This is a genomic window from Luteitalea sp. TBR-22, from assembly GCF_016865485.1.
Taxonomy (GTDB): Bacteria; Acidobacteriota; Vicinamibacteria; order Vicinamibacterales; family Vicinamibacteraceae; genus Luteitalea.
Genome location: NZ_AP024452.1, coordinates 1,596,937 through 1,622,304 on the forward strand (window position 1 = coordinate 1,596,937; position 25,368 = coordinate 1,622,304).

General features: G+C 69.6%; 15 protein-coding genes. 13 read left to right on the forward strand and 2 right to left on the reverse strand.

The window, feature by feature from the left end:
* Window positions 1-19 precede the first annotated feature (19 nt).
* On the forward strand, window positions 20-856 hold the full coding sequence (locus tag TBR22_RS06560; protein ID WP_239492161.1) for a phosphatidylinositol 4-kinase: 837 nt from the start codon (window positions 20-22) through the stop codon (window positions 854-856).
* Window positions 857-1,120: 264 nt separating this feature from the next.
* Window positions 1,121-4,393 (forward strand): TonB-dependent receptor, encoded by a 3,273-nt coding sequence (locus tag TBR22_RS06565; protein ID WP_239492162.1) that lies wholly within the window; start codon window positions 1,121-1,123, stop codon window positions 4,391-4,393.
* 166 nt (window positions 4,394-4,559) lie between these two features.
* Here the strand turns inward: TBR22_RS06565 and TBR22_RS06570 are convergent, their stop codons facing one another.
* A complete protein-coding gene (locus tag TBR22_RS06570) occupies window positions 4,560-5,618 on the reverse strand; it encodes an NAD(P)-dependent alcohol dehydrogenase (RefSeq protein WP_239492163.1) in 1,059 nt (352 codons plus the stop codon).
* A 105-nt stretch (window positions 5,619-5,723) separates the two neighbouring features.
* Here TBR22_RS06570 and TBR22_RS06575 point away from each other — a divergent pair, with 105 nt between their 5' ends.
* From TBR22_RS06575 to TBR22_RS06600, 6 genes are all read left to right on the forward strand, one after another.
* Window positions 5,724-7,682, forward strand: a complete 1,959-nt coding sequence (locus TBR22_RS06575) for a cell wall metabolism sensor histidine kinase WalK (protein WP_239492164.1) — start codon at window positions 5,724-5,726, stop codon at window positions 7,680-7,682.
* Between the two features lie 2 nt (window positions 7,683-7,684).
* Window positions 7,685-8,380: a response regulator transcription factor gene (locus TBR22_RS06580; protein ID WP_239493479.1), complete on the forward strand. Its 696-nt coding sequence runs from the start codon at window positions 7,685-7,687 to the stop codon at window positions 8,378-8,380.
* Window positions 8,381-8,793: 413 nt separating this feature from the next.
* Entirely contained in the window at window positions 8,794-9,483 is a 690-nt protein-coding gene (locus tag TBR22_RS06585; protein ID WP_239492165.1) for a hypothetical protein, read from the forward strand.
* Between the two features lie 35 nt (window positions 9,484-9,518).
* On the forward strand, window positions 9,519-11,636 hold the full coding sequence (locus tag TBR22_RS06590; RefSeq protein WP_239492166.1) for a tetratricopeptide repeat protein: 2,118 nt from the start codon (window positions 9,519-9,521) through the stop codon (window positions 11,634-11,636).
* 226 nt (window positions 11,637-11,862) lie between these two features.
* Window positions 11,863-12,525: a hypothetical protein gene (locus TBR22_RS06595; RefSeq protein ID WP_239492167.1), complete on the forward strand. Its 663-nt coding sequence runs from the start codon at window positions 11,863-11,865 to the stop codon at window positions 12,523-12,525.
* 9 nt (window positions 12,526-12,534) lie between these two features.
* The gene (locus TBR22_RS06600) at window positions 12,535-14,637 is read left to right on the forward strand and encodes a tetratricopeptide repeat protein (protein ID WP_239492168.1); all 2,103 of its coding nucleotides are present in this window, start codon (window positions 12,535-12,537) and stop codon (window positions 14,635-14,637) included.
* 133 nt (window positions 14,638-14,770) lie between these two features.
* Here TBR22_RS06600 and TBR22_RS06605 read toward each other — a convergent pair whose 3' ends face one another.
* Window positions 14,771-16,336, reverse strand: a complete 1,566-nt coding sequence (locus TBR22_RS06605; RefSeq protein WP_239492169.1) for a family 43 glycosylhydrolase — start codon at window positions 16,334-16,336, stop codon at window positions 14,771-14,773.
* A gap of 217 nt (window positions 16,337-16,553) precedes the next feature.
* On the opposite strand from TBR22_RS06605, the gene TBR22_RS06610 reads away from it, so the two are divergent.
* From TBR22_RS06610 to TBR22_RS06630, 5 genes are all read left to right on the forward strand, one after another.
* Window positions 16,554-17,876, forward strand: coding sequence for a Gfo/Idh/MocA family protein (locus TBR22_RS06610; RefSeq protein WP_239492170.1), 1,323 nt, complete (start codon window positions 16,554-16,556; stop codon window positions 17,874-17,876).
* A complete protein-coding gene (locus TBR22_RS06615) occupies window positions 17,876-18,949 on the forward strand; it encodes a sugar phosphate isomerase/epimerase (protein WP_239492171.1) in 1,074 nt (357 codons plus the stop codon). The genes TBR22_RS06610 and TBR22_RS06615 overlap by 1 nt, the downstream gene beginning before the upstream one ends.
* Entirely contained in the window at window positions 18,946-19,731 is a 786-nt protein-coding gene (locus TBR22_RS06620) for an SDR family NAD(P)-dependent oxidoreductase (protein WP_239492172.1), read from the forward strand. Before TBR22_RS06615 ends, TBR22_RS06620 begins: the two co-directional genes overlap by 4 nt.
* Before the next feature lie 73 nt (window positions 19,732-19,804).
* Complete coding sequence (locus TBR22_RS06625) at window positions 19,805-22,462, forward strand: protein kinase (protein WP_239492173.1); 2,658 nt, start codon at window positions 19,805-19,807, stop codon at window positions 22,460-22,462.
* Window positions 22,463-22,476: 14 nt separating this feature from the next.
* On the forward strand, window positions 22,477-25,218 hold the full coding sequence (locus TBR22_RS06630) for a protein kinase (RefSeq protein ID WP_239492174.1): 2,742 nt from the start codon (window positions 22,477-22,479) through the stop codon (window positions 25,216-25,218).
* Window positions 25,219-25,368: the final 150 nt, after the last annotated feature.

The window sequence follows — 25,368 nt, forward strand, 5'->3', positions numbered from 1 at the left end:
CGCATGGATGACGGCGAGTATGTGCGTCGGACTGCTGGTGCTGGGGGCGCCTGGCGCGCGGGCCCAGGATCCGGTCGGCGCCGTCGTCCCGGTGGCGGCGTCCTCGTCGATGGCCGTGTCGGTACCGGCGCTCGAAGCCCGGCCGTATGCCTGGCGCGGGCATGAAGCCGAGGTGGAGGAGTTCCTGCGGACGGCGGTGGTCGAGCGCTTCACGGACATCCCGGTGGGCGTCACCAAGCCGCGCCGCGGCTACTTCGCGCCCGGCGGGCCGGTGCGCAGCATGGCGTGGAAGCCGTTGCCCGAGTGGCTCCTGAACGGCAAGCAGGAAAGCTACCGAGCAGAGATCGCCGCTTATCAGCTCAGCCGCTACCTCGGGCTCGACGTCGTGCCACCGGTGGTGGAGCGCCAGGAGAAGGGCGTACGTGGGGCGGCGGTCTACTGGATCGATGGCGTGCGCCCATGGAACCCCGCCGAGCCGCCCAAGGTCACCGGACCCACCTGGGCGATGCAGCTCAGCCGGATGATGATGTTCGACCAGTTGGTGGCCAACACCGATCGCAACCAGGGCAACCTGCTGCACGACGACGCAGGACACCTGTACCTGATCGACCACTCGCGGGCGTTCACCACGAAGCGGGACCTGGCCGGCCTCAAGGCGCCGCAGCAGTACGACCGCGCACTGTGGGAGCGCATGACCGCCCTCACGCGCGAGGACCTGACGGCCGCGCTGGGACAGGTGCTCGACGCCTCGCGCATTGAGGCCATCCTCGTCCGTCGCGACCAGATGGCGCGCCAGATCGCGCGTCGGGTCGCCGACAAGGGCGAGTCGGTCACGTTCTTCCCGTCGATCTCCTGAACGGCCGGGGCAGCTCCCCCCACCGCGTGGCGTTCCCTCCACGCTTCGCGTCCGCACGAAGACCGGCGGCCGAATGACGCTGGGCGGTTTTTGGCGTATCCTCGCCGCACTTCTACCGTCGCGGTCTTCCGTCGTGCCCGGCAGCGCGCGCGTGCCCCGCTCGTGTCGTTCGTCACGCGCCCGTTGCACGGCGATGGTACCGTTCGTGTCCTCACGTCCCGGCTCGCCGCAGCCAGCCGGCGTCTCCGTGCCCATCTCCACACCATGACCAGATTCCTCCGATCCCTCGTGCACGCCGCCGCCTTGCTGTGCGTGCTCGCACCGGCGGCCCGCGCGCAATTCGACAGCGCGACCGTCCTCGGCTTCATCAGCGACCAATCCGGCGCCGCGATCCCCGGCGTGACCGTCACGCTGACCAACCCTGCCACCGGCATCTCGACGACGGCGGTGACCGACGAGCGTGGTCAGTACCAGCTCCTCAACGTCCGGCCGGGGACGTACACGGTGAAGGCCGAGCTGCAGGGCTTCACGACGGCGATTGCCGAAAACGTGGTGGTCACGGTCAACGCGCGCCAGCGCGTCGATCTCGGGCTCTCGGTCGGCGGCATCGGCGAGACGGTGCAGGTCACCGGGGCGGCGCGGTTGCTCGAGAGCGAGTCCAGCGATCGCGGCACGGTCATCGGCCGCGAGCAGATCGTCAACCTGCCGCTGAACGGGCGGGCCTACGCCGACCTCGCGCTGCTCAGCCCGGGCGTCCGTCGGTCGTCGATCTCGAACTCGCGTGACGCGTCGTTCAACGTCAACGGCCTGCGCAGCGCGCTGAACAACTTCATCCTCGACGGCGTCGACAACAACTCCTACGGCACCAGCAACCAGGGCTTCTCCAACCAGGTGGTGCAGGTGTCGCCCGACGCAGTGGAGGAATTCAAGGTCCAGACCAACAACTTCAGCGCCGAGTTCGGCCGGGCCGGCGGCGCGGTGATCAACGCCTCGTTCCGCAGCGGCACCAACCAGTTCCGCGGTGCGGCCTGGGAGTACAACCGCAACACGAAGCTGAACGCGACCGGCTTCTTCAAGCCCTCGTCAGGCGTCAAGCCGGAGATGAACCGGAACCAGTTCGGCGGCGTGCTCGGCGGGCCGATCGTCAGGGACCGGGCGTTCTTCTTCTTCAACTACGAGGGGTTCCGCGAGGTCTCCAGGCAGCTCACGTTCGCCAGCATCCCGACGATGGCGCAGCGGCAGGGCAACCTGGGCGTGCCGATCCGCAACCCGATCACCGGCGAGGTGTACGCCGATGGCGTGGTGCCGCAGTCGGCGATCACGTCGTTCGCCAAGCAGGTGCTGGCCGGGTTGCCCGAGCCGACGCGGCCGGGGCTGTCCAACAACTTCGACTCGATGCCGCGCCGCGAGGATTTCAACGACAAGTTCGACATCAAGTTCGACCAGAAGCTCGACGCCAAGACCACGATGTTCTTCCGGTACAGCCACCGCGACGTGACCAACTTCGAGCCGGGGCCGATTCCGGGCGACATCGGGTCGCCGGCCAACAACTTCGTGGACGTCCTCAACAAGCAGTACGCGGGCGGGCTGACGCGCACCCTCACCGGCAACTCCTTGCTCGAGCTCCGTGTCGGCGTGTCGCAGACCGACGCCGGCAAGTCGGCGCTCGGCACGGGGACGCCGAACATGCTCGAGGCCTACGGGATCACGGGCCTGCCCACCGACACGTACTTCTCGGGTGGTCTCACCCAGCAGTCGGTGGGCGGGTGGACGGCCTGGGGGCGGCAGAGCAGCAACCCGCAGTTCCAGAACCCGACGGTCATCAACCTGCGCGCCAACTACTCGTGGATCAAGGGCGCGCACACGCTCAAGACCGGCTACGAGTACCAGTCCATCAACACCGAAGTCGACGACGTGAACCCGAAGTACGGGGCCGACTCGTACTCGGGCCAGTTCAGCCGCCCGACGGGCGCGGCGGCCAACGCGCCGATCTTCAACCTGGCCGACTTCATGTTCGGCGCGCGCAACTCGTACGACCTCGTCAACCCGTACGTGTTCAACCTGCGCCAGCGGATGCACTTCGGCTACCTGCAGGACGACTGGAAGGCCGCGCCCAACCTCACGGTGAACCTGGGCGTGCGATACGAGTTCGGCACGCCGCAGTGGGAGGAGGACAACTACCTCACCAACTTCGACCCGGCCACCAACACGCTGATCCAGGCCCGCGACGGCTCGATCTACGACCGGGCGCTGGTCAACCCGGATCGCAACAACTGGGCGCCGCGCGTCGGCGCCGCCTGGAGCCTCACGCCGAAGACGGTGCTGCGCTCGGCCTACGGCCTCAGCTACATCCACTTCAACCGCCTCGGCGGCGAGAACCTGCTGTCGTTCAACGGCCCGCACGTCGTGCCGGTGTCGATCACGCAGCAGCCGTCGCAGGGCCTGTGCACGGCCACCCAGGCGCCGACCACCTGCTTCCGCACCACGCAGCAGGGCTACCCGGAGGGGCTGAACGTGCCGGCCAACTTCAACCCGCTGAACGGCCGCGTGAACTACATCCCGAAGGACCTGCAGAGCGGCTACGTCCAGAGCTGGCACGTGACGCTGCAGCGCGAGCTGTTCTCGAACGTGATGGTCGACATCGCCTACATCGGCAACAAGAGCGACCACCTCATGATCCTGGGTGACCTGAACCAGGCGCGCCCGAACGCGCCCGGCGAGAACACGCTGCTGCAGGCGCGCCGGCCGATCCAGGGGTACCAGTTCATCCAGTCGGCCTTCGACGGCGGCCGCGCCGAGTACCGCGCGCTGCAGGTGAAGGTCGAGCGCCGCTGGTCGGACGGCCTGTACCTGCTCAACTCCTTCACGTGGTCGCGCGCCAAGGACAACGCCTCGGGGCACCTCGAGACGGCCAACGGCGACAACAGCCGCGTGAACATGGCCAACCTCGAGGGCGAGTACGGCCTCTCGGGCTACAACCAGCCGCTCAACAACACGACCTCGGTGGTGTGGGAACTGCCGTTCGGGCGTGATCGCCGCTTCGGCAACGACTGGAACGCGATCCTCGACGGCATCGCGGGTGGCTGGCGCCTCACGGCGATCAACGCCATCACGAGCGGCCTGCCGGTGAACCTCACCTACAACCCGTCGGCGCAGTTCTCGGTGAGCGGGGCGCCGACCTACCGGCCCAACATCTCGGGCGAGATCTACGCGGCCGAGGGCAGCCAGACGATCGACAACTGGTTCAACCGAGACGCCGTCACGGTGCCGACCGATCCGTCGCAGCCCTTCGGCAACGCGCCGCGCAACGTGGCCGCCGGGCCAGCCATCTGGACGCTCGACCTCGGCCTCCACAAGGGCTTCGGCCTCGGCGTCGGCCAGGCCCGCCTCGAGGTCCGCATCGAGGCCTTCAACGTGCTGAACCGGACCAACTTCGGTGCGCCCAACGGCAATCGCTCGTCGACCGACTTCGGGACGATCCGGTCATTGGCGACCACGCCGCGACAAATCCAACTCGGCGCGCGCATCAGCTTCTAGCAGAAGAGTAGAAGAGCAGAAGAGCAGAAGAGTAGAAGGCAGGGCGGAAAGGGCCAAGGACGGCAAGCGGTAAGCTCCTTGAAGACTTCAAGGCGCTTCGCACTTGCGGTCCTTCCTCCTTCCCGCCCTGCCTTTTTACCTTCTACTCTTCTACTCTTCTTACCTTCTACTTCATGCTGCTGATGTCGATCACGAAGCGGTACTTCACGTCGCTCTTCAGCATGCGCTCGTAGGCCTCGTTGATCTGCTGCGCCTTGATCAGCTCGATGTCGCAGACGATGTCGTGCTTGCCGCAGAAGTCGAGCATCTCCTGCGTCTCGGGCAGACCGCCGATGAGCGAGCCGGCGATGCTGCGGCGCCCGAAGATCATCCCCATCACGCTCGGCGACGGGTGCGCGTGCTCGGGCGCGCCGACCAGCACCATGGTGCCGTCGCGCTTGAGCAGGTTCACGAACGGGTCGAGGTCGTGCGAGGCCGCGACCGTGTTGATGATCAGGTCGAAGCTCCGCATGTGCTGCTGCATCGCCTCGGGGTCCTTCGAGATCACGACCTGATGGGCGCCGAGGCGCTTGCCGTCCTCGACCTTGCTGGCCGAGGTCGTGAACAGGACGGTCTCGGCGCCGAACGCGCGCGAGAACTTCACGCCCATGTGGCCGAGGCCACCGAGGCCGACGATGCCGACCTTCTTGCCGGGGCCCGCGCCCCAGTGGCGCAGCGGCGAGTAGGTGGTGATGCCGGCGCAGAGCAGCGGCGCGGCTGCCGCCGGGTCGAGGTTGGCCGGCACCTTCAGCACGAAGTCCTCGGTGACCGTGATGCTGGTGGAATAGCCGCCGTAGGTCATCTGCCCCGGCAGGTGCTTGTCGGGGCTGTTGTAGGTCATCACGAAGCCGAAGACGTCGCAGTACTGCTCGAGGCCGGCCTTGCAGCTCTCGCAGGTGCGGCAGGAGTCGACCAGGCAGCCGACGGCGGCCGTGTCGCCGACCTTGAACTTCGTGACGGCGTCGCCGACCGCGCGGACCGTGCCGAGGATCTCGTGCCCGGGCACGCAGGGGTAGACGGTGCCGGGCCACTCGCTGCGCGCGGTGTGCAGGTCGGAGTGGCAGACGCCGCAGTACTGGATGTCGATCTGGACGTCGGTGGGACCCGGGTCGCGGCGGGTGATCGTCGTCGGCCCGAGGGGCGTGGTCTTGTCGAAGGCGGCGTAGGCGTTGGCTGAGTGAGGCATACGCCCATCAGACTACGCCAGACGGTCCCCGGTGCCACTAGCCGTGCTGGCGGCCAACTCCCTTCTTGGGGTGGCCTCCCGGAGCCTGTACCATGCGGCCACTCCATGACCCGACCGTCGCGCAAGGTCGTGGCCTACGCGCTGGCGATCGCCGTGCCGACCCTGGTGCTGCTGGCGCTTGGTCTGCAGTCGGTGCGCCGGCAGCAGCAGGCCATCGCGCAGCTCGAGCAGGCCAACCGACGCCTGCAGGCCGAGCGCACGGCGGCGTCGCTGGCCGCTCGTGTCGCCTCGGCGGCCGCGGTGGCGCTGCGCGATCCGGCCTGGTCGTCGGGCACGGCCGGTGGACAGGTGACCGCCTCGGCGATCCGGGACATCGCGCGACGGCACCCCGTGGCGCGCCAACTGGTACTCGTCGATGACCGCGAGGTGCGCCACCCCCGACTCCACACGCCGCTCGAGGGCGACCAACCGCTCGAAGGACCGTCCTGTCGTCCCTCGGTCGCCGAGGCCGAGGCCGCCGAGTTCGCCGGCCGGCCGAACGTGGCGCTCGGTGCCTATCGCTCGTGCCTGGCGAGGACGACGGCGCCGGGACCCCGGGCCCGGCTCCTGGCCAGGATCGCGCGTGCGGAGCGACGCAGCGGCGACGTGGCCCGCTCGGTGGAGGTCTACGCGACCCTGGCCCGGCAGCACGGCGACGAGACGGATCGGTTCGGGCGGCCGTTCGGGCTCGTGGCCGCGCTCGAACTGCACGATCTCGAGGGCAGCCGGCACGCCGACCTGCTGCGGCAGGCCCGTGGCGATCTCGTCGCCGGTCGGTGGGACGTGAGTGACGAGCAGGCCCGGTACTTCCTCGAGGAACTGCGCGGCCGGCTCGGCTCCTCGCTTCCGTCGTCGGCGCCCGCGCCCTTCCTCGATGCGCTGGCGGTGGCGCGCGCGGTGCAGGCGTCGCTGCCGCTGCAGGCCACGGGCGGTCCTGGCGACGTCGCCGGCGACGACGTGCTGCTCGAGGGGCGCCGCACGCGCGTGTACCACGCGCCGGTGGCCGGTCCTGACGGGCTGCGCGCGGTCCTGGTGCCCGACGCGCGATGGGTCGAGGCCGAGGCCCTGCCGGCCGTGCTGCGCGAGACCGGCGTGGCAGGACCGGCGCGCCTGCTCGGCGACCTCCGCGCCGTGCCTGCCGTGGGCGTGACCGCGTCGGCCGAGGGCCTGGCGCCGTGGCGGCTGTGGCTCGCCCCGGTTGCCGATGGCGCCGCGTCGCGGCTGCCGGTGGTGCTGCAGGGCGTGATCACGCTGCTCGTGTCGGGCGTGCTCGGGCTCGGCGTCCTGCTGCTCGTGCGCGACGTGCGGCGCGAACGATCGCTGGCGCAGATGCGGTCGCAGTTCGTGAGCGCGGCGTCGCACGAGCTGCGGACCCCGCTGGCGATGATCCTGCTCTATGCGCAGACCCTGCTCGAGGACGTCGACGCCGATCGCGAGGAGCGTCGCGGGTCGTACGAGATCATCGCGCAGGAGAGCGAGCGACTGCGGCACCTCCTCGACAAGGTGCTCGACTTCTCGCGCATCGACGCGGGGCGACGCAGCTACCGGTTCGAGGTGCGCGATCTCGACGAGAGCGTCGAGGCCGCGGTGCGGCTGATCGAGCCACAGCTGTCGCGGCGGGGGTTCACGCTGGAACGCGACCTCGCGCCCGTGCCGGGCGTCCGGCACGACACCGAAGCCATCACCGGCGCCGTCCTCAACCTCGTCGACAACGCGGCCAAGTACTCGGGTACGTCACGCCGCATCGAGCTGCGCCTGAGCGCCGACCTGGACGAGGCGCGCATCGCCGTACGCGACCACGGCATCGGCATCCCGGCCGAGGACCTGCCGCGCATCGGCGAGCGCTTCTTCCGCACCGCCCTTTCCTCGTCGATCGGCGGATACGGCCTCGGGCTGTTCCTGGTCGGTCATGCCATGTCTGCCCATGGCGGGCGCCTCGAGGTGACGAGTGCGCCAGGGGCGGGCAGCACGTTCACCCTCGTGATGCCGCGTCGCGGCGCCCCGCAAGCAAAGGAGCCAGCGTGACCATGACTGTGCCGACGGCGTCCACCGTGCTGGTGGTCGAGGACGAACCCGGGCTGTCGCGTGGACTCGAGATCAACCTGAAGCGCGAAGGGTATCGGGTGGTCGTGGCCGCCACCGGCGAGGCCGGCCTCGACCTGGCCATCCGGCACCAGCCGCAGCTGATCCTGCTCGACGTGACCCTCCCCGGCATGAACGGCTTCGACGTGTGCCGCGAGGTCCGCGCCCGTGGCATGGACGTGCCGATCATCTTCCTCACGGCGCGTACCGAGGAGCTCGATCGCGTGCTGGGCCTCGAACTCGGCGCCGACGACTACGTGGTCAAGCCGTTCATGCTGCGCGAGCTGCTCGCCCGGGTGCGGACCCGCCTGCGCCGCCACTCGCCGAAGCCGGCGGCGCTGCAGCGCTACCGGCTCGGCGAGGTGGACATCGACTTCGACGCGCAGGTGGCGCGGCGTGGCAGCGAGCCCGTGGAGTTCACGGCGCGCGAATTCGACCTGCTCAGGCTGTTCATCGCGTGCCGCGGCCAGGTGGTGACGCGCGACCGCATCCTCGACGAGGTGTGGGGCTACGAGGCGGGCACGACGACGCGGACGGTGGACAACTTCGTGCTTCGATTGCGGCAGAAGCTCGAGCCCGTGCCGTCGGAGCCGCGATACTTCCTGACCGTGTACGGGAGCGGCTACAAGTTCGTGGGCTGAACGCCGAACGCCGAACGGCTGCAGCCGGTCTGCGGCTGCCGACGCCCGACTCCCGACTCCCGGCTCCCGACTCTCGCTCCCGGACGTCGCCGCCGCCCTTCTGGGCGACGGTCAGCGCCGAGGGCAGGTGGGGGGCAGCACGGCTTCTCCGGACGTAGCCGTCGCCCTTCAGGTCGACGGTCAGCGCCGAGAGCAGGTGTGGGGGCAGCACGGCTTCTCCGGACGTAGCCGTCGACCTTCAGGTCGACGGTCAGTGGCAGGGCAGGACGCACAGGTTCCGCGGTGACAAACTTTGACGACTCCTGACGACCACGATGACGATCGGCACGCTGCGCATCGGTAGGCTCCTCGACATCCGGACGTTGTCGTCCATTGCCGGGTCCGCGCGTGGCGCGGTCCCCGAGGAACGCGCCATGTCATCTGCCCGTCGCTCGCTGCTCGCCCTGTCACCGTGTGTCACCCTCGTGCTCACGCTCGCCGTCGCCTCGCCGGCCGCCGCGCAGAAGGCCGTGAAGTTCTACCCGGCGTCGATCACGTTCACCGACAGCCCGGCGTCCTCGTCACTGGTCGACGAGGTGCGGCTGACCGACGACGGTTACGGCAAGACGTACGAGGGCGCGACGATCGTCACGGCAGACTCGGCGAACCTCAACATCGACCTGTCGCGCAGTCCGCGGAGGTTCAGCGTGACGCTGAAGGATGGCACGGCCTACACGGGCCCGCTGCCGGCGGGCACTGGCCCCGGGCAGGCCGGCGTGACGTACATCACCGGAACCCAGCTGAACGTGTACGGCGTTCGTTCCCTGCTCGTGGGTGCGTCTGCCGTCCGCGACATGGGCATCACGGTGGACGAGATCAAGCGCGGGTATCGCCTGCGCTTCTGGCCCAACGCCGGCATCGGCACTCGCGTCTGCGTGACGCGCACCAGCCAGCAGACGTGGACTGTCTCGTCGCTGAAGGCCCTCGATGCGTGCGGCACGAGTGGCGACACGAGTGGCGGCGAGACCACCCGGCTGATCGACTCGAGCAGGTCGACCAACCCCTTGATTGGCACCTACGTCATGCCGTTCTCTTTCACGGTGGATTGCCCGACCTGCCAGTAGGAGCCGGCATCCTGGTTCGACACGGGTTTCTTCTCGTGGCCCTTGCGGGGGCGCTGGTGCTCGGGCGGGAGGGTCCGCGCACCGCGCCGCTGCAGGCGCAGGCGCCGTCGGCGCCGACGGAACAGGGGCCGTCGGCGTCGGCGGTCCTTCAGCGCGGCATCACGCTGATGGAGACGCGGGGCGACTGCGCAGGAGCCGTCCCGTTGTTCACGCAGGCCGCGCGATCCAGGGAGCCCGTGGTCGCGGCACGGGCCCTGCTCCTGCGCGGGCAGTGCGAGGAGCGTCTCGGCCGCGCCGAGGCGGCGCGCGGCTCCTACGAGCGCCTCCTCCGTGACTTCCCGGGCTCCGACATCGTCATCGAGGCACGACGACGCCTCGACCGCCTCGTCGCGGCGGCCGCCGAGGGCGCCTTCCCGGGACTCGCCTCGCGACGACTGCCGCTGCCCAGCCAGGTGCCGTCGGGCTCGGTGTCGCGAGACGGTCGTTTCCTCGCCTATCACGACGAGGACGGCGTCGCGCGTCGCATGGCGACCGCCACGGGCCGGGCCGAAGCGCTGGTGTTCGGGTCCGACCCGGTGGACGGCAGTCGTGCCGTGCCGCTCCTCCTCTCGCCCGACGGCCAGCGCGTTGCCTACACGTGGCACGCGCGCGCCACCCGGGCTCCGGGCGGAGGACCCGCGGCGCCGACGATGGAACTGCGGGTCATGGCCCTGCCGGCAGGCCCGCAGGAGACGCTCGTGCCGCAGGGCGACGCGCGCTCTGTACGCCCGGTCGCGTGGTCGGCCGACGGGCGCCAGGTGTTCGCCCTGGCGACCGACCCGGCGTACCGCGTCCGGCTGATCGTCGTCGACCTTGACACGCACGACGTCCAGAGGCTGGCCGACTTCGCGTTCTTCGAGCCCTTCCGGGTCTCGCCCCATCCGGATGGGGCGTCGGTGGCCTACGACGCGCCGACGGCCGGCGCGGCGCGCGACATCTTCCTGCTCGACGTGAAGACCCGGACGCCCGTCCCGCTGGTCCGGCATCCTGCCAACGACGTGCTGCCGGAGTTCATGCCCGACGGGCGCGGCGTGCTCTTCGTGAGCGACCGGCTCGGGCCGCTGTCGCTGTGGCTGCAGCGCATCAAGGACGGCCGGCCGGTCGGTGAACCGCAGATCGTCAGGCGCGACGTCGGCCGATTCTGGCCGATCGGCCTGACGACCACCGGGAGCTTCGTCCATGCGCTGCAGGTCGACCTGCCGGACATCCGCCTTGCGCGGCTCGACGCGACCGGACGCTTCGAGGAAGCCGCCCTCTCGCTGACGACGCAGTTCGCCGGAGCCAACACCGGTCCCGAGTGGTCGCCAGACGGGACATCGATGGCCTACCTCTCGTCGCGCGGTGCGATGAGCACCGGCCCCGGCTCGACGCTGCTCGTGGTGCGCGACCGGACGACCGGCGTCGAGCGGACGCTGCAGCCCGACCTGATCCACTTCCAGGGGCCGCGCTGGTCGCCCGACGGGACCCGCCTGCTCGTGCGCGGGCAGGGCACCAACGACCGGTACGGGTTCTTCCTCGTCGATGCCCGGACGGGTGCGGTGCAACCCGTGTTCGCGATGGAGGATGTGGAGCGGGAGACCGACCTCGGCGCCTACCAGTGGGTGCCGGGACGCGAGGCCGTCACCTACGCCCTGAACAACACGGCGATCCGGACGCTCGACCTGCGGACGGAGACGTCCACCGACGTCGTGCCGCTGCGGCCTGGTCTTCGAATCACGGCCGGCCGCGGACTGGCGTGGGACGCCGACGCGAGGCGTCTCGCGTACTCGACGTTCGAGGGCAACGCCAGGGCCTGGACGAACGTGTTGTACCTGCGCGAGGCCGGCGGCGAGACCCGCGAACTGCTGCGGGCGGAGGGCCGAGACGACCTGCGTCTGATGGGCTGGATGCCCGACGGGCGATCGCTGCTGGTGCTGCGCGGCTTCGAGCGCCGCGACGGCCCCGAGGGCAAGACCGAGTTGTGGCGGGTGCCGGTCGATGGCACGGCGCCGGTGTTCACCGGCATCGCGCAGCCAGGGCTCCGCAACGTCACGATGCACCCGGAGGGGAAGGAGGTGGCTTACGTGTACGGCGGGAGCGCCTGGGCGACGTGGGCGCTGGACGGCCTGCGGTGATGCCGCGACGCCGGGATGCCTGATGCGAGCCCCGACTCCCGACTCCCGACTCCCGTCTCCCGACTCCCGTCTCCCGTCTCCCGTCTCCCGTGACAATCGATGACAATCTTCGACGTTCACCGTGACGATCGGTGACGACTGTCTTTCTATCCTTCGAAGCGTCCCGAGTCCCCTCCCGGCGTTGGTCCGCTCGACGGCTGTCGAGTCGTGTCGAAGGAGTCGAAAAGTGCTGCGAACCCCTGTCGTCCGTTCCATCCTCCGTGCCGGCGCCGTGGCGCTGGTCATCGGCGCGCTCGTGCCCGCCTCGCCCGCCTTTGCTCAGAAAGGCAAGCCGGTCCCGAACTCGACGGTGTCGGTGACCTTCGCCGACCGTCTCGGCGACGCGCTCACCAGCGACAACGGCACCCCGTATCCCGGAGGTGTGCTGTTCTCGGCGGCTGAAGGCGACCTGCGTCTCGACATCGGTGCCGCGGGTCGGCTGGTGAAGGTGGAACTGGGAACGCCCATCACTGCGCCGGTCGGCGAGGCGCCCCCTACGGGCACCTACTGGACCGATGCGGTGTTGTTCATCGAGAACCTCCGCGGCGTCGCAGTCGGCAGTACGGTGACGAGGCTGGGACGGATCGGCCTGGGCTCGGCCTATCCCAACCACGCCCTTGGCTTCCGCCAGACGACCATCGGGGGCGTGGAGATATACGGCACGCCGGTGTGCGTCTCGCGGCCGACCGCCGCCGAGTGGGTCGTGGCGTCGTCGGGATGCGTCGGCGAAACCAGCGACACTGCCGGCCTCTTCGAGGAGAACATCAAGCGGGTTGGGCAGCGGTTCAAGGCGACCTACGCCGTGCCGTTCGCATTCACGGTGGCCTGCACCGCCAACTGCCCGCAGTAAGCTCTGTCCATGCCATCCGTCCGGCGGGGCCGCATCGCCCTCGGCCTCGTGTGTGCGCTGCTGGCCGGGAGGGAGGGCCCGGCCAGCAGGGCTCAGGCGCCCTCGACGTCGTCTCCGGCGTCGGGGGCGCTGCAGCGTGCCATCACGCTGGTCGAGACGCGCGGTGACTGCCGCGGTGCCCTGCCCGAGCTCGACATTGCGGCACGCAGTACGGACGCCGCCGTTGCGCCGCGGGCGCTCCTGCTGCGCGGCCAGTGCCTCGAACGGCTGGGGCGACCGGCCGACGCGCGCGCGGCCTACGACGGCCTCGTCACGCGCTTTCCGACTCACCCGCTGACCCGCCAGGCCCGCCGGCGTGCGCAGGTCCTCGCCGCACCGACCAAGGGCGCGATCGCCGCGCCGTCGCTCACGCTGCGCCGCCTTGATGTCGGCGACGCGGTGCACTCGGGTTCGCTTTCGGGCGATGGACGATACGTGGCCTTCCACGACTCCGATTCGGTGCCGTTCCGTCGCGACCTGCTCACCGGTCGCGCCGAGAAGCTGACGCTCGGCGGCGAAACGGACGGCACTCGCGCGGAAGTCCTCCTGCTGTCCCGCGACGGGCAGCAATTGGCCTTCATGTGGGAGGTCGATGGACGCAGCGAACTGCGACTTGCCCCTGCGGTCAATGGTGGCGCAGCGGTCACGCTGGTACCCGCGGGGGCGTGGCAGGCCATCCGTCCGGTAGCCTGGACCCCCGACGGCTCGACGATCCTGGTCATCACGACCGACTTCGAGTTCCGCCTGGCCCTGCAGGCAGTCGCGGTGCGTGCCCGGCGCCTCGACCGCCTGGCTGGCCTCGGCTTTGTCGATCCCTTTCATGTGTCCCTGTCACCAGACGGACGTCAGGTGCTGTTCGATCACGCGAACGGCTCTGGTCCCCGCGACATCGTGTTGCTCGACCTGGCCTCGCGGCGACTGACGCCGCTGGTCACGCACGCGGCCAATGACGTGATGCCGGTCTTCCTGCCCGACGGCCGGTCGTTCCTGTTCGCCTCCGACCGCCTCGGCCCCTTGTCGCTCTGGCGTCACCCCCTGGGCGAGGACTCGGCGAATGAGTCGACGCTGGTCCGGCGAGACATCGGCCGTATCTGGGCGGTGGGCATGACCCCGGCCGGCGTTTTCGTGCACGGCCTGCAGACGGGCATGGTCGACGTGCACACGGTTCGACTTGGCGACGATGGACGACTCGCCGAGCAAGCCAGGCCCGTATCTGCCACGTTCGCGGGGTACAACCAGGCGCCCGACTGGTCACCCGACGGAGAGTCCCTCGTGTACGCGTCGACGCGGGGGGCGACAATCGGGGGCGTTGGCTCGCGGGCTCTGGTGATTCGTGACCGCTCTACTGGACATGAGCGGCTGTTGTACCCCGACATGCTGTTCTTCAATGCGCCACGCTGGTCACCCGACGGGACGCGCATTCTCGTGAAGGGACGGCTCGCGTCCACGAACAAGTGGGGCGAGTACATCGTCGACGCCCGTACGGGCGCCGTCACCCCGGTGGTTGTTGCCAGCCAACTCATGGACGAGACCGAACTGGGCCCTCACCAATGGGTGCCAGGTCGTGAGGCGATCCTGCTGGCCCGGTACGGCAAGGGACTCGTCGAAGTCGATCTCGCGACGGGGGCGGAGAAGACGCTCGTGCCCCTGGAGCCTGGCGTCAACATCACGGCACCACGGGGGTGTGCCTACGCGCCTGACGGCCGCACGCTGGCTTGGTCAACAGTCGAACGCTCGGCTGGTCGTGGCAACGAGACGGTTCTGCGTGTGCGCGAACCCGGCGGCTCGGTGCGCGAGTTGCTGCGGTCCGTCGGGCCGGAGTGGCTGATGCTCATGGACTGGGCACCGGATGGACAAGCGGTGTACGTGGTGCGGCATTTTGCCGCGCGTTCCGGTGCGCTCCCTGCGCGGGCCGAACTGTGGCGCGTGCCCATCGATGGGAGTGCGCCGAGCGACATGGGACTGTCGGCGCCGTCGCTTCGCGCTGTGTCAGTGCATCCCGATGGCCGCAGGATTGCGTACGTCACCGGTTTCCCGACGTGGGAGATCTGGGCGTTGGAGGGGCTCAAGTAATTCCGGAATGCTGGAATTCCGGGAATGCCGGAAGGCCCAAGGCCCAAGGCCCAAGGCCCAAGGCCCAAGGCCCAAGGCCCAAGGCCAAGGCCCAAGGCCCAGGGCCGCCACGGCACAGGCGCCGAGCACGCACCTACTGCCGGGGCGGTAGCGGGTCGGCCAGCCCGAAGACGGTGAACTGGGCGATTCCCGGCGTGATGCCCTTCGGCGCGCCGACCACGACCACACGCACGCGGGTGACCGACGTCGCCGGTAGCTCCCGGTAGTCGATCAGCAGGTCCGTCGTGCTCGCGCTGCGATCGAGCAGCACCTGCCACTTGCCCGGTGCGGTCTCGCCCTCGATGCGATAGCGGAAGGGGCCGGGGACGACGCCACGCCGCGTGTCGAGTCCGACGTCGCGCCACGCGAGCCGCACCGCCCGCACCGTCGAGCGCGTGCTGAGGCGGCTGGTCACGGTCGGCTGCGTGTCGCCAGTCGCCGGTTCCCACCACGTGCGCAGGTCCTCGTCGACGGTCTGGCGCGCCGGAGCCTGCGGCGTCGTGCTCGATGCCACCGTCTGCACGCCGACGTTCAGCGGCAGCCAGCCCGTGTCCGCCGTCGTCGCTCCCGCAGGCTCGCGGCCGGGCAGCCACTGCGGCGTGCTGGTGGCCTGTCGCACGAACAACTCCCCGTCCGCGTCGACCTCCACGCGGTCCATCCCGAGGCGACGCTCGAAGCCGTGCGTGACCGTCGCACGCAGCGTGTAGAACGCCCACAGGTGGCCGCCGGGGCCGCGCGAGATACTGCCGTGCGCCGTGCCGGTCAGCAGGCCGTGCACGTTGCGCATGAACGGATTGCGCCGCTGCGGCGTGAACGGCCCCAGCGGCGAGTCGCTGACGTACGCGCCCATCGCGTAGGTGCGGTTCTCGGTGCCGGCCGCGCCGTACGTGAGGTAGTAGCGCGAGCCGATCCGCAGCACCCACGCACCCTCCACCCAGCCGATGTGCGGGTTCTGGTTGTAGTCGCCGACGCGCTCCCACCGATGCTGCTCCGACTGGAATCGCAGCAGCTCGATCGGCGTGCCCTTGATGCGCGTCGGGTCCTCGGCGTCGAGCTCGACACCCCAGAGGCCCGCGCTCGGCGAGTTGCCCCAGTAGTAGTACAGCCGCCCGTCCTCGTCAGAGAACAGCGCCGGGTCGATGAGCGACGGCCACCCGCCGCGCGCCGGCAGCCCGATTCGACCGAGTCGTTCGAAGGGCCCGAGCGGCGAGGCCGACGCGTACAGGTCGGAATCGGAGGCCATCAACAGGAACCGCCCGCGGTGCTTCACGACGGTCGGCGCGTACCCGATGTCGCGCACGTTCAACGGGTGATGCGTCCACGTGGCGCCCGCGTCGCGACTGACCCACGCCATGTCGACCGACGGATACAGGTACCACGCGCCCTCGTGCCAGAGCGCGGTGGGGTCGGCGAGTTCGCGGTACTGCGCCGCGCGATCGACGAGCCAGAGATGCGACGGGTCGACGGGCGAGCCGACGTCGATGCCGCGCACCAGGCGCCCGATGGGGTAGTCCGGGATCGGGAGCGGATTGCACCAGGTCGACGGCGCACCCGCCGCTGGCTGCGCGCGCAGCGGCACGAGGGTGGTCGGCACCGTCAGCCAGGCACCCGCGGCCACGCACGCCGCGACGAGGCGGGTCACACTCTTCACCTGCAGCATGGGGCGCATCATAGCCATCCGCCTCGGCCCACGACAAACCTGCGAAGCTTGCTGGCCTTGCTTGTCCGCCGTAGCCTTGGCGAAGGCGGAAGCCCTGAGCCCGATCGTGCCCTTGTCCTGCGTCGCATGGTGTGTCACGCTCCGCCCACACGATCACACCGCTGTTGACCCACGTGCCGAGCCCGGCCGTGCGACTTTGCTGCGGGGGACGCAGGACATGGCGAATCGACGGACCTTCCTGAAGGCCGTGGCCATCGGCGCGGCCGCGTCGCGGGTGGCTGCCAGCGACCGCGTGCGCGTCGCCTTCATCGGCGCAGGCCTCATCGGCACGCGGCACCTGATCGACTTCGCCGCGCAGCCCGACGTCGACGTCGTCGCCATCGCCGACGTCTCGCCGCCCCGACTGACCGCCGCCGTGAAGCGCACCGGCGGGCGCGCCGAACCCGTCACCGACTTCCGGCGCCTGCTCGACCGCAAGGACATCGACGCCATCGTCGTCTCGACGCCGGACCACTGGCACGCGTTGATGACGATCATGGCGTGCGCCGCAGGCAAGGACGTGTACGTCGAGAAGCCGCTGACGCACGTCGTGCGCGAGGGCGACTGGATGATCGACGCCGCGACGCGCCACCGCCGCATCGTGCAGGTGGGCACGCAGCAGCGGTCGGGGAAGCACTACCGACGAGCCGCCGAGCTCGTGCGGAACGGGCACATCGGGGTGGTGCGGCACGTCCACATCCGTGCCACCCGCAACATCTCGCCAGGCTTCATGCGTCCCGTCGCCGAGCCGATGCTCGACGCGGCCGCGTGGGACATGTGGCTCGGCCCGGCGCCCCTGGTGCCCTTCGACGCAAGGCGTGGCCTCTACCACTTCCGCTGGTTCTGGGACTACTCGGGCGGCCAGACCACCAACCTGCTGGCGCACGACCTCGACATCGTGCAGTGGATGACCGGCGCGATGCCGCGGCGGGTGTCGGCGTTCGCCCGCCGCTCGCTCGAGGGCTTCGGCGAGACCCCCGATGCGTGCGAGGCGATTTACGAGTTCCCCGAGTTCCTGCTGACGTGGACCAGCTCCGAGGTGTCGGCGGGGCGCTGGCGGGGGCTCGAGATCGGCGGCACGAAGGGCACGCTCACGATCAACAGGGCAGGCCTGCAGGTCGTGCCCGACCGCGAGATTCCTGCCGACGACCAGATTCCGACCCCCGAGTTCGCGGCCGGGACACCCCGTGAGTATCCGCTGCGGACCGAGGCCTTGACCGACGAAGGCTACCAGCAGGTGCGCGACCAGTTCGTGCCGCACGTGCGCGACTTCCTCGAGAGCATCCGCACCCGTCGTCCTCCGGTGTCGGACCTGCGCAGCTCGCAGGCCACCAACGTCGGGTGTCACCTGGCCAACATCGCGCTGCGCGTCGGGCGCGTCGTCACCTGGGACGCGGCGGCCAACACCATCGCCGGCGACCGCGAGGCCGAGGCGCTGCTCACCAAGACGTACCGAGCCCCGTGGGACCGCGAGCTGCGCGCCGTGGTCGGAGGCGCGTGATGGACAGACGCCGGTTCTTCGGCGCCCTGGGCGCCGCGCTCGCCCTGCCGCGAGATGTCGCGCTCGGCGCCGCGCCGCGCTCGTCGCTGTGGCTGGCCTACACCAGCTTCGCCGTCCGCCTGCGATACGGCCGCGACACGAAGGGAACCACGCCGCCGTTCGGCCCCGAGGCGCTTGCGGAGATGTGCCGTCGCGTCGGATCGACAGGAGCCCAACTGGATTTCGGGCAGCTGCAGGCCGGGAGTGACGCGATTGACCGCGCGGCGGCGGCGTACCGGGACCGGCAGCTCGGGCTGGAAGTGTCCATGCCGTCGCGCGCGCTCGAGTCCCCCGAGGCGTATGCCGAGGCGGTGGCCATCGCCCGGGCGCTCGGCGCAAGGTGCGCGCGGGTGGCGTTGCTCTCGGGTCGGCGCTACGAGACGTTCGAGACGGCCGCGGCCTGGCAGGGGTTCGCCAGCCGGTGGCGGGAGATGCTGCTGCGGATGCGGCCCGAGTTCGAGCGGCACCGCTTCCATGTCGGCATCGAGAACCACAAGGACTGGCTGGCGCCGGAACTGGTGTCGCTGCTGCGCGCGATCGACAGCCCGTACGTCGGCGCCTGCGTGGACTTCGGCAACAACCTCGCCCTGCTCGAGGACCCTGATGACACGATCGCGCAGCTGGCGCCCTTCGCCGTGACGACACACGTCAAGGACATGGCCGTGCGCGTGACGCGCGAGGGCTTCGAGCTGTCGGAGGTCCCGCTGGGGCAGGGGCTCCTGCCGCTCGCGCGCTATGTCGGGATGATTGGCAAGGCTCGGCCGGACGCCCGCTTCTGCCTCGAGATGATGACGCGCGACCCGCTGGTCGTGCCCTTCCGCACCGACCGCTACTGGGCCCCGTTCGAGGCCGCATCGCGCGCGCCGGCGCGGCTGCGGGCGTTCGAGGACCGCGTCCTGGCGCGGGCGACGCGCGACCTGCCGCGCGTGACCGGCCTCGCGCCGGAGCGGCAGCTTGCGCTGGAGGTGGACAACGTAGCAGCCTGTGTCGCGCACGCACGCGACGTGCTGCACCTGGAGGCCCCTGACGCATGAGCGAGCATCCGCCGCACGCCCTCGACTTGTTCAAGCTGGACGGCCGTTCCGCGCTGGTGACCGGCGGCGCGCGCGGACTCGGGCGCGTGATGGCCGAGGCGCTGGCCGAGGCCGGCGCCGACGTCTGCCTCACGAGCCGCTCGGCGGCGTCGGCAGCCGAGGCGGCCGCGCAGATGGCTGCCGCGACCGGACGGCGCGTGGTCGGCGTCGAGGGCGAGGTCTCGACCGCCGACGGCGTGCAGCGCCTGGCAACGGCCGTGCGCGACGCGTTCGGGCACGTGGACATCCTGGTGAACAACGCGGGCGTGAACATCCGCGGCAACGCGGGCGACCTGTCGGAGGCCGACTGGGACACGGTGCTCGACACGAACCTCAAGGGCCCGTTCCTGGTCGCCCGCGCCTTCGGGCCGGCGATGTGCGAGCGCGGCTGGGGCCGCGTGATCATGCTGTCGTCGATGCTGGCGACGATCGCGCTGCCGGGGCGCGCGCCCTACGCCTCGTCGAAGGCCGGCATCAACGGGCTCACGCGCGTGCTCGCCCTCGAGTGGGCGAGCGCCGGCGTGACAGTGAACGCGATCTGTCCCGGGCCGTTCGGCACGGAGATGAACCGGCAGCTGATGAACGACCCCGAGAAGTACCAGGCCTTCATCCAGAAGCTGCCGGTCGGGCGCTGGGGACACCTGTACGAGATCAAGGGCAGCGTGCTGTTCCTCGCCTCGGACGCCTCGTCGTTCATGACCGGTGCGTCGCTCGCGCTCGACGGCGGCTGGACGGCGCAGTAGGCGAGGGGCTGGTCGGGGCGCCGGCCCTGGCACCCTTCCCCCTCCGCCTCCCGCCCTTATACTCGCGCCACCGTTGACTTTGACTCCAGGTACCCGAATCGGCGTCTACGACCTCACTGCGCAAATCGGCGAAGGCGGAATGGGGCAGGTCTATCTCGCCACCGACACAAGGCTGAAGCGCCGGGTCGCCATCAAGATCCTGCCGCCGTCGGTCGCGGCCGATCACAATCGGCTGGCGCGGTTCCAGCGCGAAGCCGAAGTCCTCGCATCGCTGAACCATCCCAACATCGCGGGAATCTACGGACTCGAAGAGGGCAACGACGTCACCGCCCTCGTCATGGAACTGGTCGAGGGGGAGGACCTGTCGACGATCATCGCGCGCGGTCCGATTCCCGCCGCCGACGCCCTGCCGATCGCCAGACAGATCGCCGAGGCGCTCGAAGCGGCGCACGGGCAGGGCATCATTCATCGCGATCTGAAGCCCGCGAACATCAAGGTCCGCGCCGACGGCACGGTGAAGGTGCTGGACTTCGGCCTGGCCAAGGCCATGGACCCGGCCGGCGCATCGAGCGCCTCGGCGAGCGCGTTGGCCAACTCTCCCACCCTCACGTCGCCGGCGATGACGCAGATGGGCATGATCCTCGGCACGGCCGCCTACATGGCGCCCGAGCAAGCGAGGGGCCGTGCCGTCGACAGGCGGGCGGACATCTGGGCGTTTGGCGCCGTGCTGTTCGAGATGCTGACAGGCACCCGCGCGTTTGCTGGCGACGACATCACCGATACGCTGGCGGCCGTCGTCCGCGCCGAGCCGGACTGGACGCTCCTGCCGGCCGGGTTGTCGCCGACGCTGCTCGTGTTCCTGAAGCGCTGCCTCCAGAAGGATCCGAAGCAGCGCGTCGGTGACATCCACGACGTGCGCCTCGCGCTCGACGGCGCGTTCGACACGGCCGCGCCCCAGGCGACGCCCGCATCCTCGTCACGGGGACCCGGTGGACGCGTGGCGTGGGTGGTCGCGACCGCAGCCGTCCTTTCGGCGGCCTTGCTCGTCGTGCCGGCGGTCCGGCACCTCCGCGAGGCGGGGCCGGACCGGCGGAGCTATCGCTTCCAGCTCGTACCGCCTGCCGGCGCCCGCTTCTCGACGTTCCGGCTCTCGCCCGATGGGCGCCATGTGGCCTACATCATGGCAAACGGAGAGACAGGCTCAGGGGCGCGGACGCTGTGGATTCGTGCGCTCGAATCGCTCGAATCACGCCAGATTGCAGGATCAGAAGGCTCCTTGTATCCATTCTGGTCTCCCGATAGCGCCGTCGTCGGATTCTTCCAGGCCGGCAAGTTGAAGAAGGTGGCGGTGACCGGCGGCCCCGTGCAGGCGATCTGCGACGTGGCGGATGCGCGCGGCGGCACGTGGGGGCCGGATGGCACGATTCTCTTCGTGGATGGTCCCGGGAGACCGATCTTCAGAGTGCCTTCGTCGGGCGGCACGCCGGTGCAAGTCACCACGCTCGCCAGCGGCGATCCGGGCCTGGGCCATCGGTCGCCCGAGTTCCTGCCGGACGGTCGACACTTCTTGTTCACCGCGACCGCGAGCAGTCCGGACCACGCGGGGATTCTGCTGGGGGCGTTGGACGGGAGTGCCCCGACACGTCTGCTCCCGGACGAATCCAACGGTGTGTTCGCGCAAGGCCATGTCTTCTTCCTGCGCGCCGGGACGCTGATGGCGCTTCCGTTCGATCCGGCGGCGCGGAAGGCCACCGGTGAGGCCGTTCCCGTCGCGGACAACGTGGCGATGGCGGCCAACAACCGCTACGGCGCGTTCTCTCTGGCCGCCAACGGCACGCTCGCCTACTGGAGCGGCGGTGCCGCGGACGATCGCGAGTTGGTCTGGATGGACCGATCCGGCAGGCGTGTGCGCACGCTCGGCGAACCCAAGGGGTTCGGCGGGCTCGCGCTGTCCCCGGATGAGAAGACCGTGGCCACCGCGATCGGCACACGGCCTCAGACCGACGTCTGGCTGGTGGATACGGCCAGCGGGCTCCTCACCAGGTTCACCTTTGGTTCGACCGGACACTCCCCGGTCTGGTCTGCCGATGGGCGAGCGATGTTCTATGCGCGCCGGAGCGGCGCCACCAGTGACATCGTCCGCAGGCCGATCACCGGCGGTGCGGAGGACGTGCTCCTGGAGCAGGCCATCAACCCGCTCCCGACAGATGTGTCGCCCGACGGGAAGACCGTCGTTCACACCATGAGCGTTGCGAACGCGGCCTTCGACATCGGGTTGCTGATGGCCGATGGCGATCGCCGGATGTCCGCCTATCTCAGTTCGCCAGCGTTTGAATCCGAGGCCCGGTTCTCGCCGGACGGGAAATGGATGGCCTACCAGTCCAATGAGTCCGGCCAGTCTCAGGTGTACGTCCAGACGATTCCCATCGGCGGAGGGAAGTTCCAGATTTCGACCGCGGGTGGAGCCCGCCCGATGTGGAGGCGCGACGGGAAGGAGCTCTACTACCTGGATCCCGATCGGAAGCTCATGGCCGTGCCTGTGAAGATCGACGGGACGTCGTTCGAGTCCGGCGCCCCGCAGGCATTGTTCACGGCCACGGGAGCCTCGGGCTTCGTCGTCACCCGCGATGGGCAGCGGTTCCTCGTGAACGTTCCCGCCGGAGGTGAATCCGCCGCTGCCGGACCGCCGCTGACGGTCGTGACCGACTGGCAGGCGGGCTTGAAGAAGTGATAATCGCGCGACCCTTGGCTCTCACACCCGGCACCCGCCTCGGCCCCTATGAGATCGTCAGTCCCATCGGCGCTGGCGGCATGGGCGAGGTCTATCGCGCGACCGACACGAAGCTGAAGCGGCAGGTCGCGATCAAGATCCTCCCGCCGTCGGTCGCTGCCGATCATGACCGGCTCGCGCGCTTCCAGCGCGAGGCCGAAGTCCTCGCGTCGCTGAATCATCCGAACATCGCGGGCATCTACGGACTCGAAGAGGGCAACGACATCACCGCCCTCGTCATGGAACTGGTCGAGGGGGAGGACCTGTCGACGATCATCGCGCGCGGCCCGATTCCCGTCACCGACGCCTTGCCGATCGCCAGACAGATCGCGGACGCGCTCGAAGCCGCGCACGAGCAGGGCATCGTTCATCGCGATTTGAAGCCCGCGAACATCAAGGTCCGCGTCGACGGGACGGTGAAGGTGCTCGACTTTGGCCTCGCCAAGGCGATGGATCCCGCCGGCGCGTCGAGCACCTCCGCGAGCGCGCTCGCCAACTCCCCGACGATGACCTCGCCCGCGATGACGCAGATGGGCATGATCCTCGGCACGGCCGCCTACATGAGTCCCGAGCAGGCGAAGGGCCGCGCGGTGGACAAGCGCGCGGACATCTGGGCCTTCGGCGTGGTGGTGTACGAGATGCTCACGGGCCGCCGCCTGTTCGAGGCCGAAGACATCTCCGAGACGCTGGCCGCGGTGCTCACGCGCGACGTGAGTCTCACCGCCATGCCCGAGGCCGTGCCGCCGCGCCTCCGCACGCTCATCCGCGATTGCCTCATCCGCGATCCGAAGCAACGCCTGCGCGACATCGGCGATGCGCGCCTCGTGCTCGACAGAATCATCGCCGGCGCGCCCGACGATGCGGTCGTGCCGACAACAGCCTCCACGGCGGTCGCCCCGACGTGGCATCGTCTGCTGCCATGGGCCGTCGCGGGCGCACTCGGCGTGGTGGCGCTGCTGCTCTGGGCGCCATGGCGCTCGGAGACACCGGCCGATCGGCCGCTGGTACGCCTGGATGTCGATCTGGGCGCGGACGCGCCTTTCCCACCCGTCGGCAACGGCAGCAGTGTCGCCATCTCGCCCGATGGCACGCGGCTGGTCTACGTCGCCGGAAGTCCCGTCAGACTGTTCACTCGCCGACTGGATCAACCGAAAGCGACCGAGCTTCCGGGCACGCAGGGAGCCGGTCGGCCGTTTTTCTCCCCAGACGGGCAGTGGGTCGGCTTCGCCGTCGGCGCCACGTTCAAGAAGATCTCCGTGGACGGCGGCGCCGTGGTCCCGCTGGGAACGCTCGACGGCAACTTCGCCGGGGCGAGTTGGGCAGAGGACGGCGCCATCTTCGTGGGTGTCTCGGGAGCGAAGGGTCTGCTGCAGTTTCCCGCTGCGGGAGGTGCCCCACAAGTCGTGGCGAAGTCGGCCAACGTGACCCTCGCCAACCCGAAACTTCTGCCCGGTGGGAAGGCGATCCTGTTTTCAGCGGGCCTTGCCGGCACCGGCGTGGACACCGTCGCCATCGAAGTCATGACACTGGCGGATGGCCACCGAAAGACCCTGGTCCGCGGCGGCGCATCGCCCCACTTTCTGCCGTCCTCGGATGGCACCGGTCACCTGCTCTATGTCAACAAGGCCACCCTGTTCGCGATCCCCTTCGACCTGGACACGCTGGAGACGCGGGGCACGGCGGTGCCCGTGCTGGACGACGTCGCCTACAGCGCCGTGACTGGTGGCGGTCAATTTGCCGTCTCGCGCACGGGGACCCTGATCTATCGCCGATCCACCGGAGTCGCGGCGGCCATGACGACGGTGCAATGGCTTGATGCGGCCGGAAAGAAGGAACCACTGCGGGCCACCCCCGGCGCCTATGAGAGCCTGCGACTGTCCCCGGACGGCACGCGGATCGCGCTTGTCATTGACGACGGTTCCAATCGCGACGTCTGGGTCCACGATGCACGGCGCGATGCCACCACGCGGCTGACGTTCGGTGGCATCAATGAGGTGCCGGCGTGGAGCCCGGACGGCCAATACATCGTCTTCAGCAAAGTCACTCAAGGCATCTTCCAGGCGCGAGCCGACGGCGCCAGTACGCCGCAAGCGTTGATGGGAAGCAGGGTGGACCTGTATCCGCGGTCGTTCACGCCCGATGGCAAGCGGTTGTCCTACCGCCGTGCGGAGGGGATTGCCCAGATCTGGACCGTGCCGCTGGACGACCAGGGCGGCCAGTTGAAACCCGGGACGCCGGAACGGTTTCTCACGAGCACGTTCAGCGACCAGGATCCGTCGTTCTCGCCCGACGGCCGCTGGCTGGCGTACAGCTCGAACGAATCGGGACGAAGAGAGGTGTATGTCCGCGCGTTTCCGCCGCCGTCGTCCGGCCAGGGCGGCCCTTCGACTTCGCTCAGCGCAGGCAAGTGGCAGATCTCCAATAGTGGCGGCGCCAATCCACACTGGTCGCGCACTGGCCGCGAACTGGTGTACGAATCCGGCAACCAACTGATGACCGTCAGCTACGCCGTGAACGGCACCGCCTTCGTCGCTGACAAGCCCCGCGTGTGGATCGCCGCACTCGGCGGCACGGATTGGGATCTTGCCCCCGACGGCAAGCGCGTCGCGGTGCTGATCCCCGAAGGGACCGCCCAGGCCCCCCGGGCAGAGCATGTGATCGTCATGCTCCAGAACTTCGCCGACGAGTTGCGGCGGAAGGTGCCGGTGAAGAAGTGAGTCGGGCGCCCGGCACTCGTCTCGGCGTCCACGAAGTCACCGCGTGAATTGGCGAAGGGGGGATGGCCTCGCATTCACCCGCATGACCTGTCCCCCCTCGTGTCCTGTCGATTCGCGCGCTTGACGCGCGTCGAGCGTGATCGGGTCGTC

Bases quoted from the DNA above. Each gene is read 5' to 3' on its own strand.
- TBR22_RS06570 (WP_239492163.1), bottom strand. From the start codon at position 5,618: ATGCCTCACTCAGCCAACGCCTACGCCGCCTTCGACAAGACCACGCCC.
- TBR22_RS06605 (WP_239492169.1), bottom strand. From the start codon at position 16,336: ATGCTGCAGGTGAAGAGTGTGACCCGCCTCGTCGCGGCGTGCGTGGCC.
- TBR22_RS06585 (WP_239492165.1), top strand. From the start codon at position 8,794: ATGTCATCTGCCCGTCGCTCGCTGCTCGCCCTGTCACCGTGTGTCACC.
- TBR22_RS06610 (WP_239492170.1), top strand. From the start codon at position 16,554: ATGGCGAATCGACGGACCTTCCTGAAGGCCGTGGCCATCGGCGCGGCC.
- TBR22_RS06560 (WP_239492161.1), top strand. From the start codon at position 20: ATGTGCGTCGGACTGCTGGTGCTGGGGGCGCCTGGCGCGCGGGCCCAG.
- TBR22_RS06575 (WP_239492164.1), top strand. From the start codon at position 5,724: ATGACCCGACCGTCGCGCAAGGTCGTGGCCTACGCGCTGGCGATCGCC.
- TBR22_RS06580 (WP_239493479.1), top strand. From the start codon at position 7,685: ATGACTGTGCCGACGGCGTCCACCGTGCTGGTGGTCGAGGACGAACCC.
- TBR22_RS06615 (WP_239492171.1), top strand. From the start codon at position 17,876: ATGGACAGACGCCGGTTCTTCGGCGCCCTGGGCGCCGCGCTCGCCCTG.
- TBR22_RS06565 (WP_239492162.1), top strand. From the start codon at position 1,121: ATGACCAGATTCCTCCGATCCCTCGTGCACGCCGCCGCCTTGCTGTGC.
- TBR22_RS06620 (WP_239492172.1), top strand. From the start codon at position 18,946: ATGAGCGAGCATCCGCCGCACGCCCTCGACTTGTTCAAGCTGGACGGC.
- TBR22_RS06600 (WP_239492168.1), top strand. From the start codon at position 12,535: ATGCCATCCGTCCGGCGGGGCCGCATCGCCCTCGGCCTCGTGTGTGCG.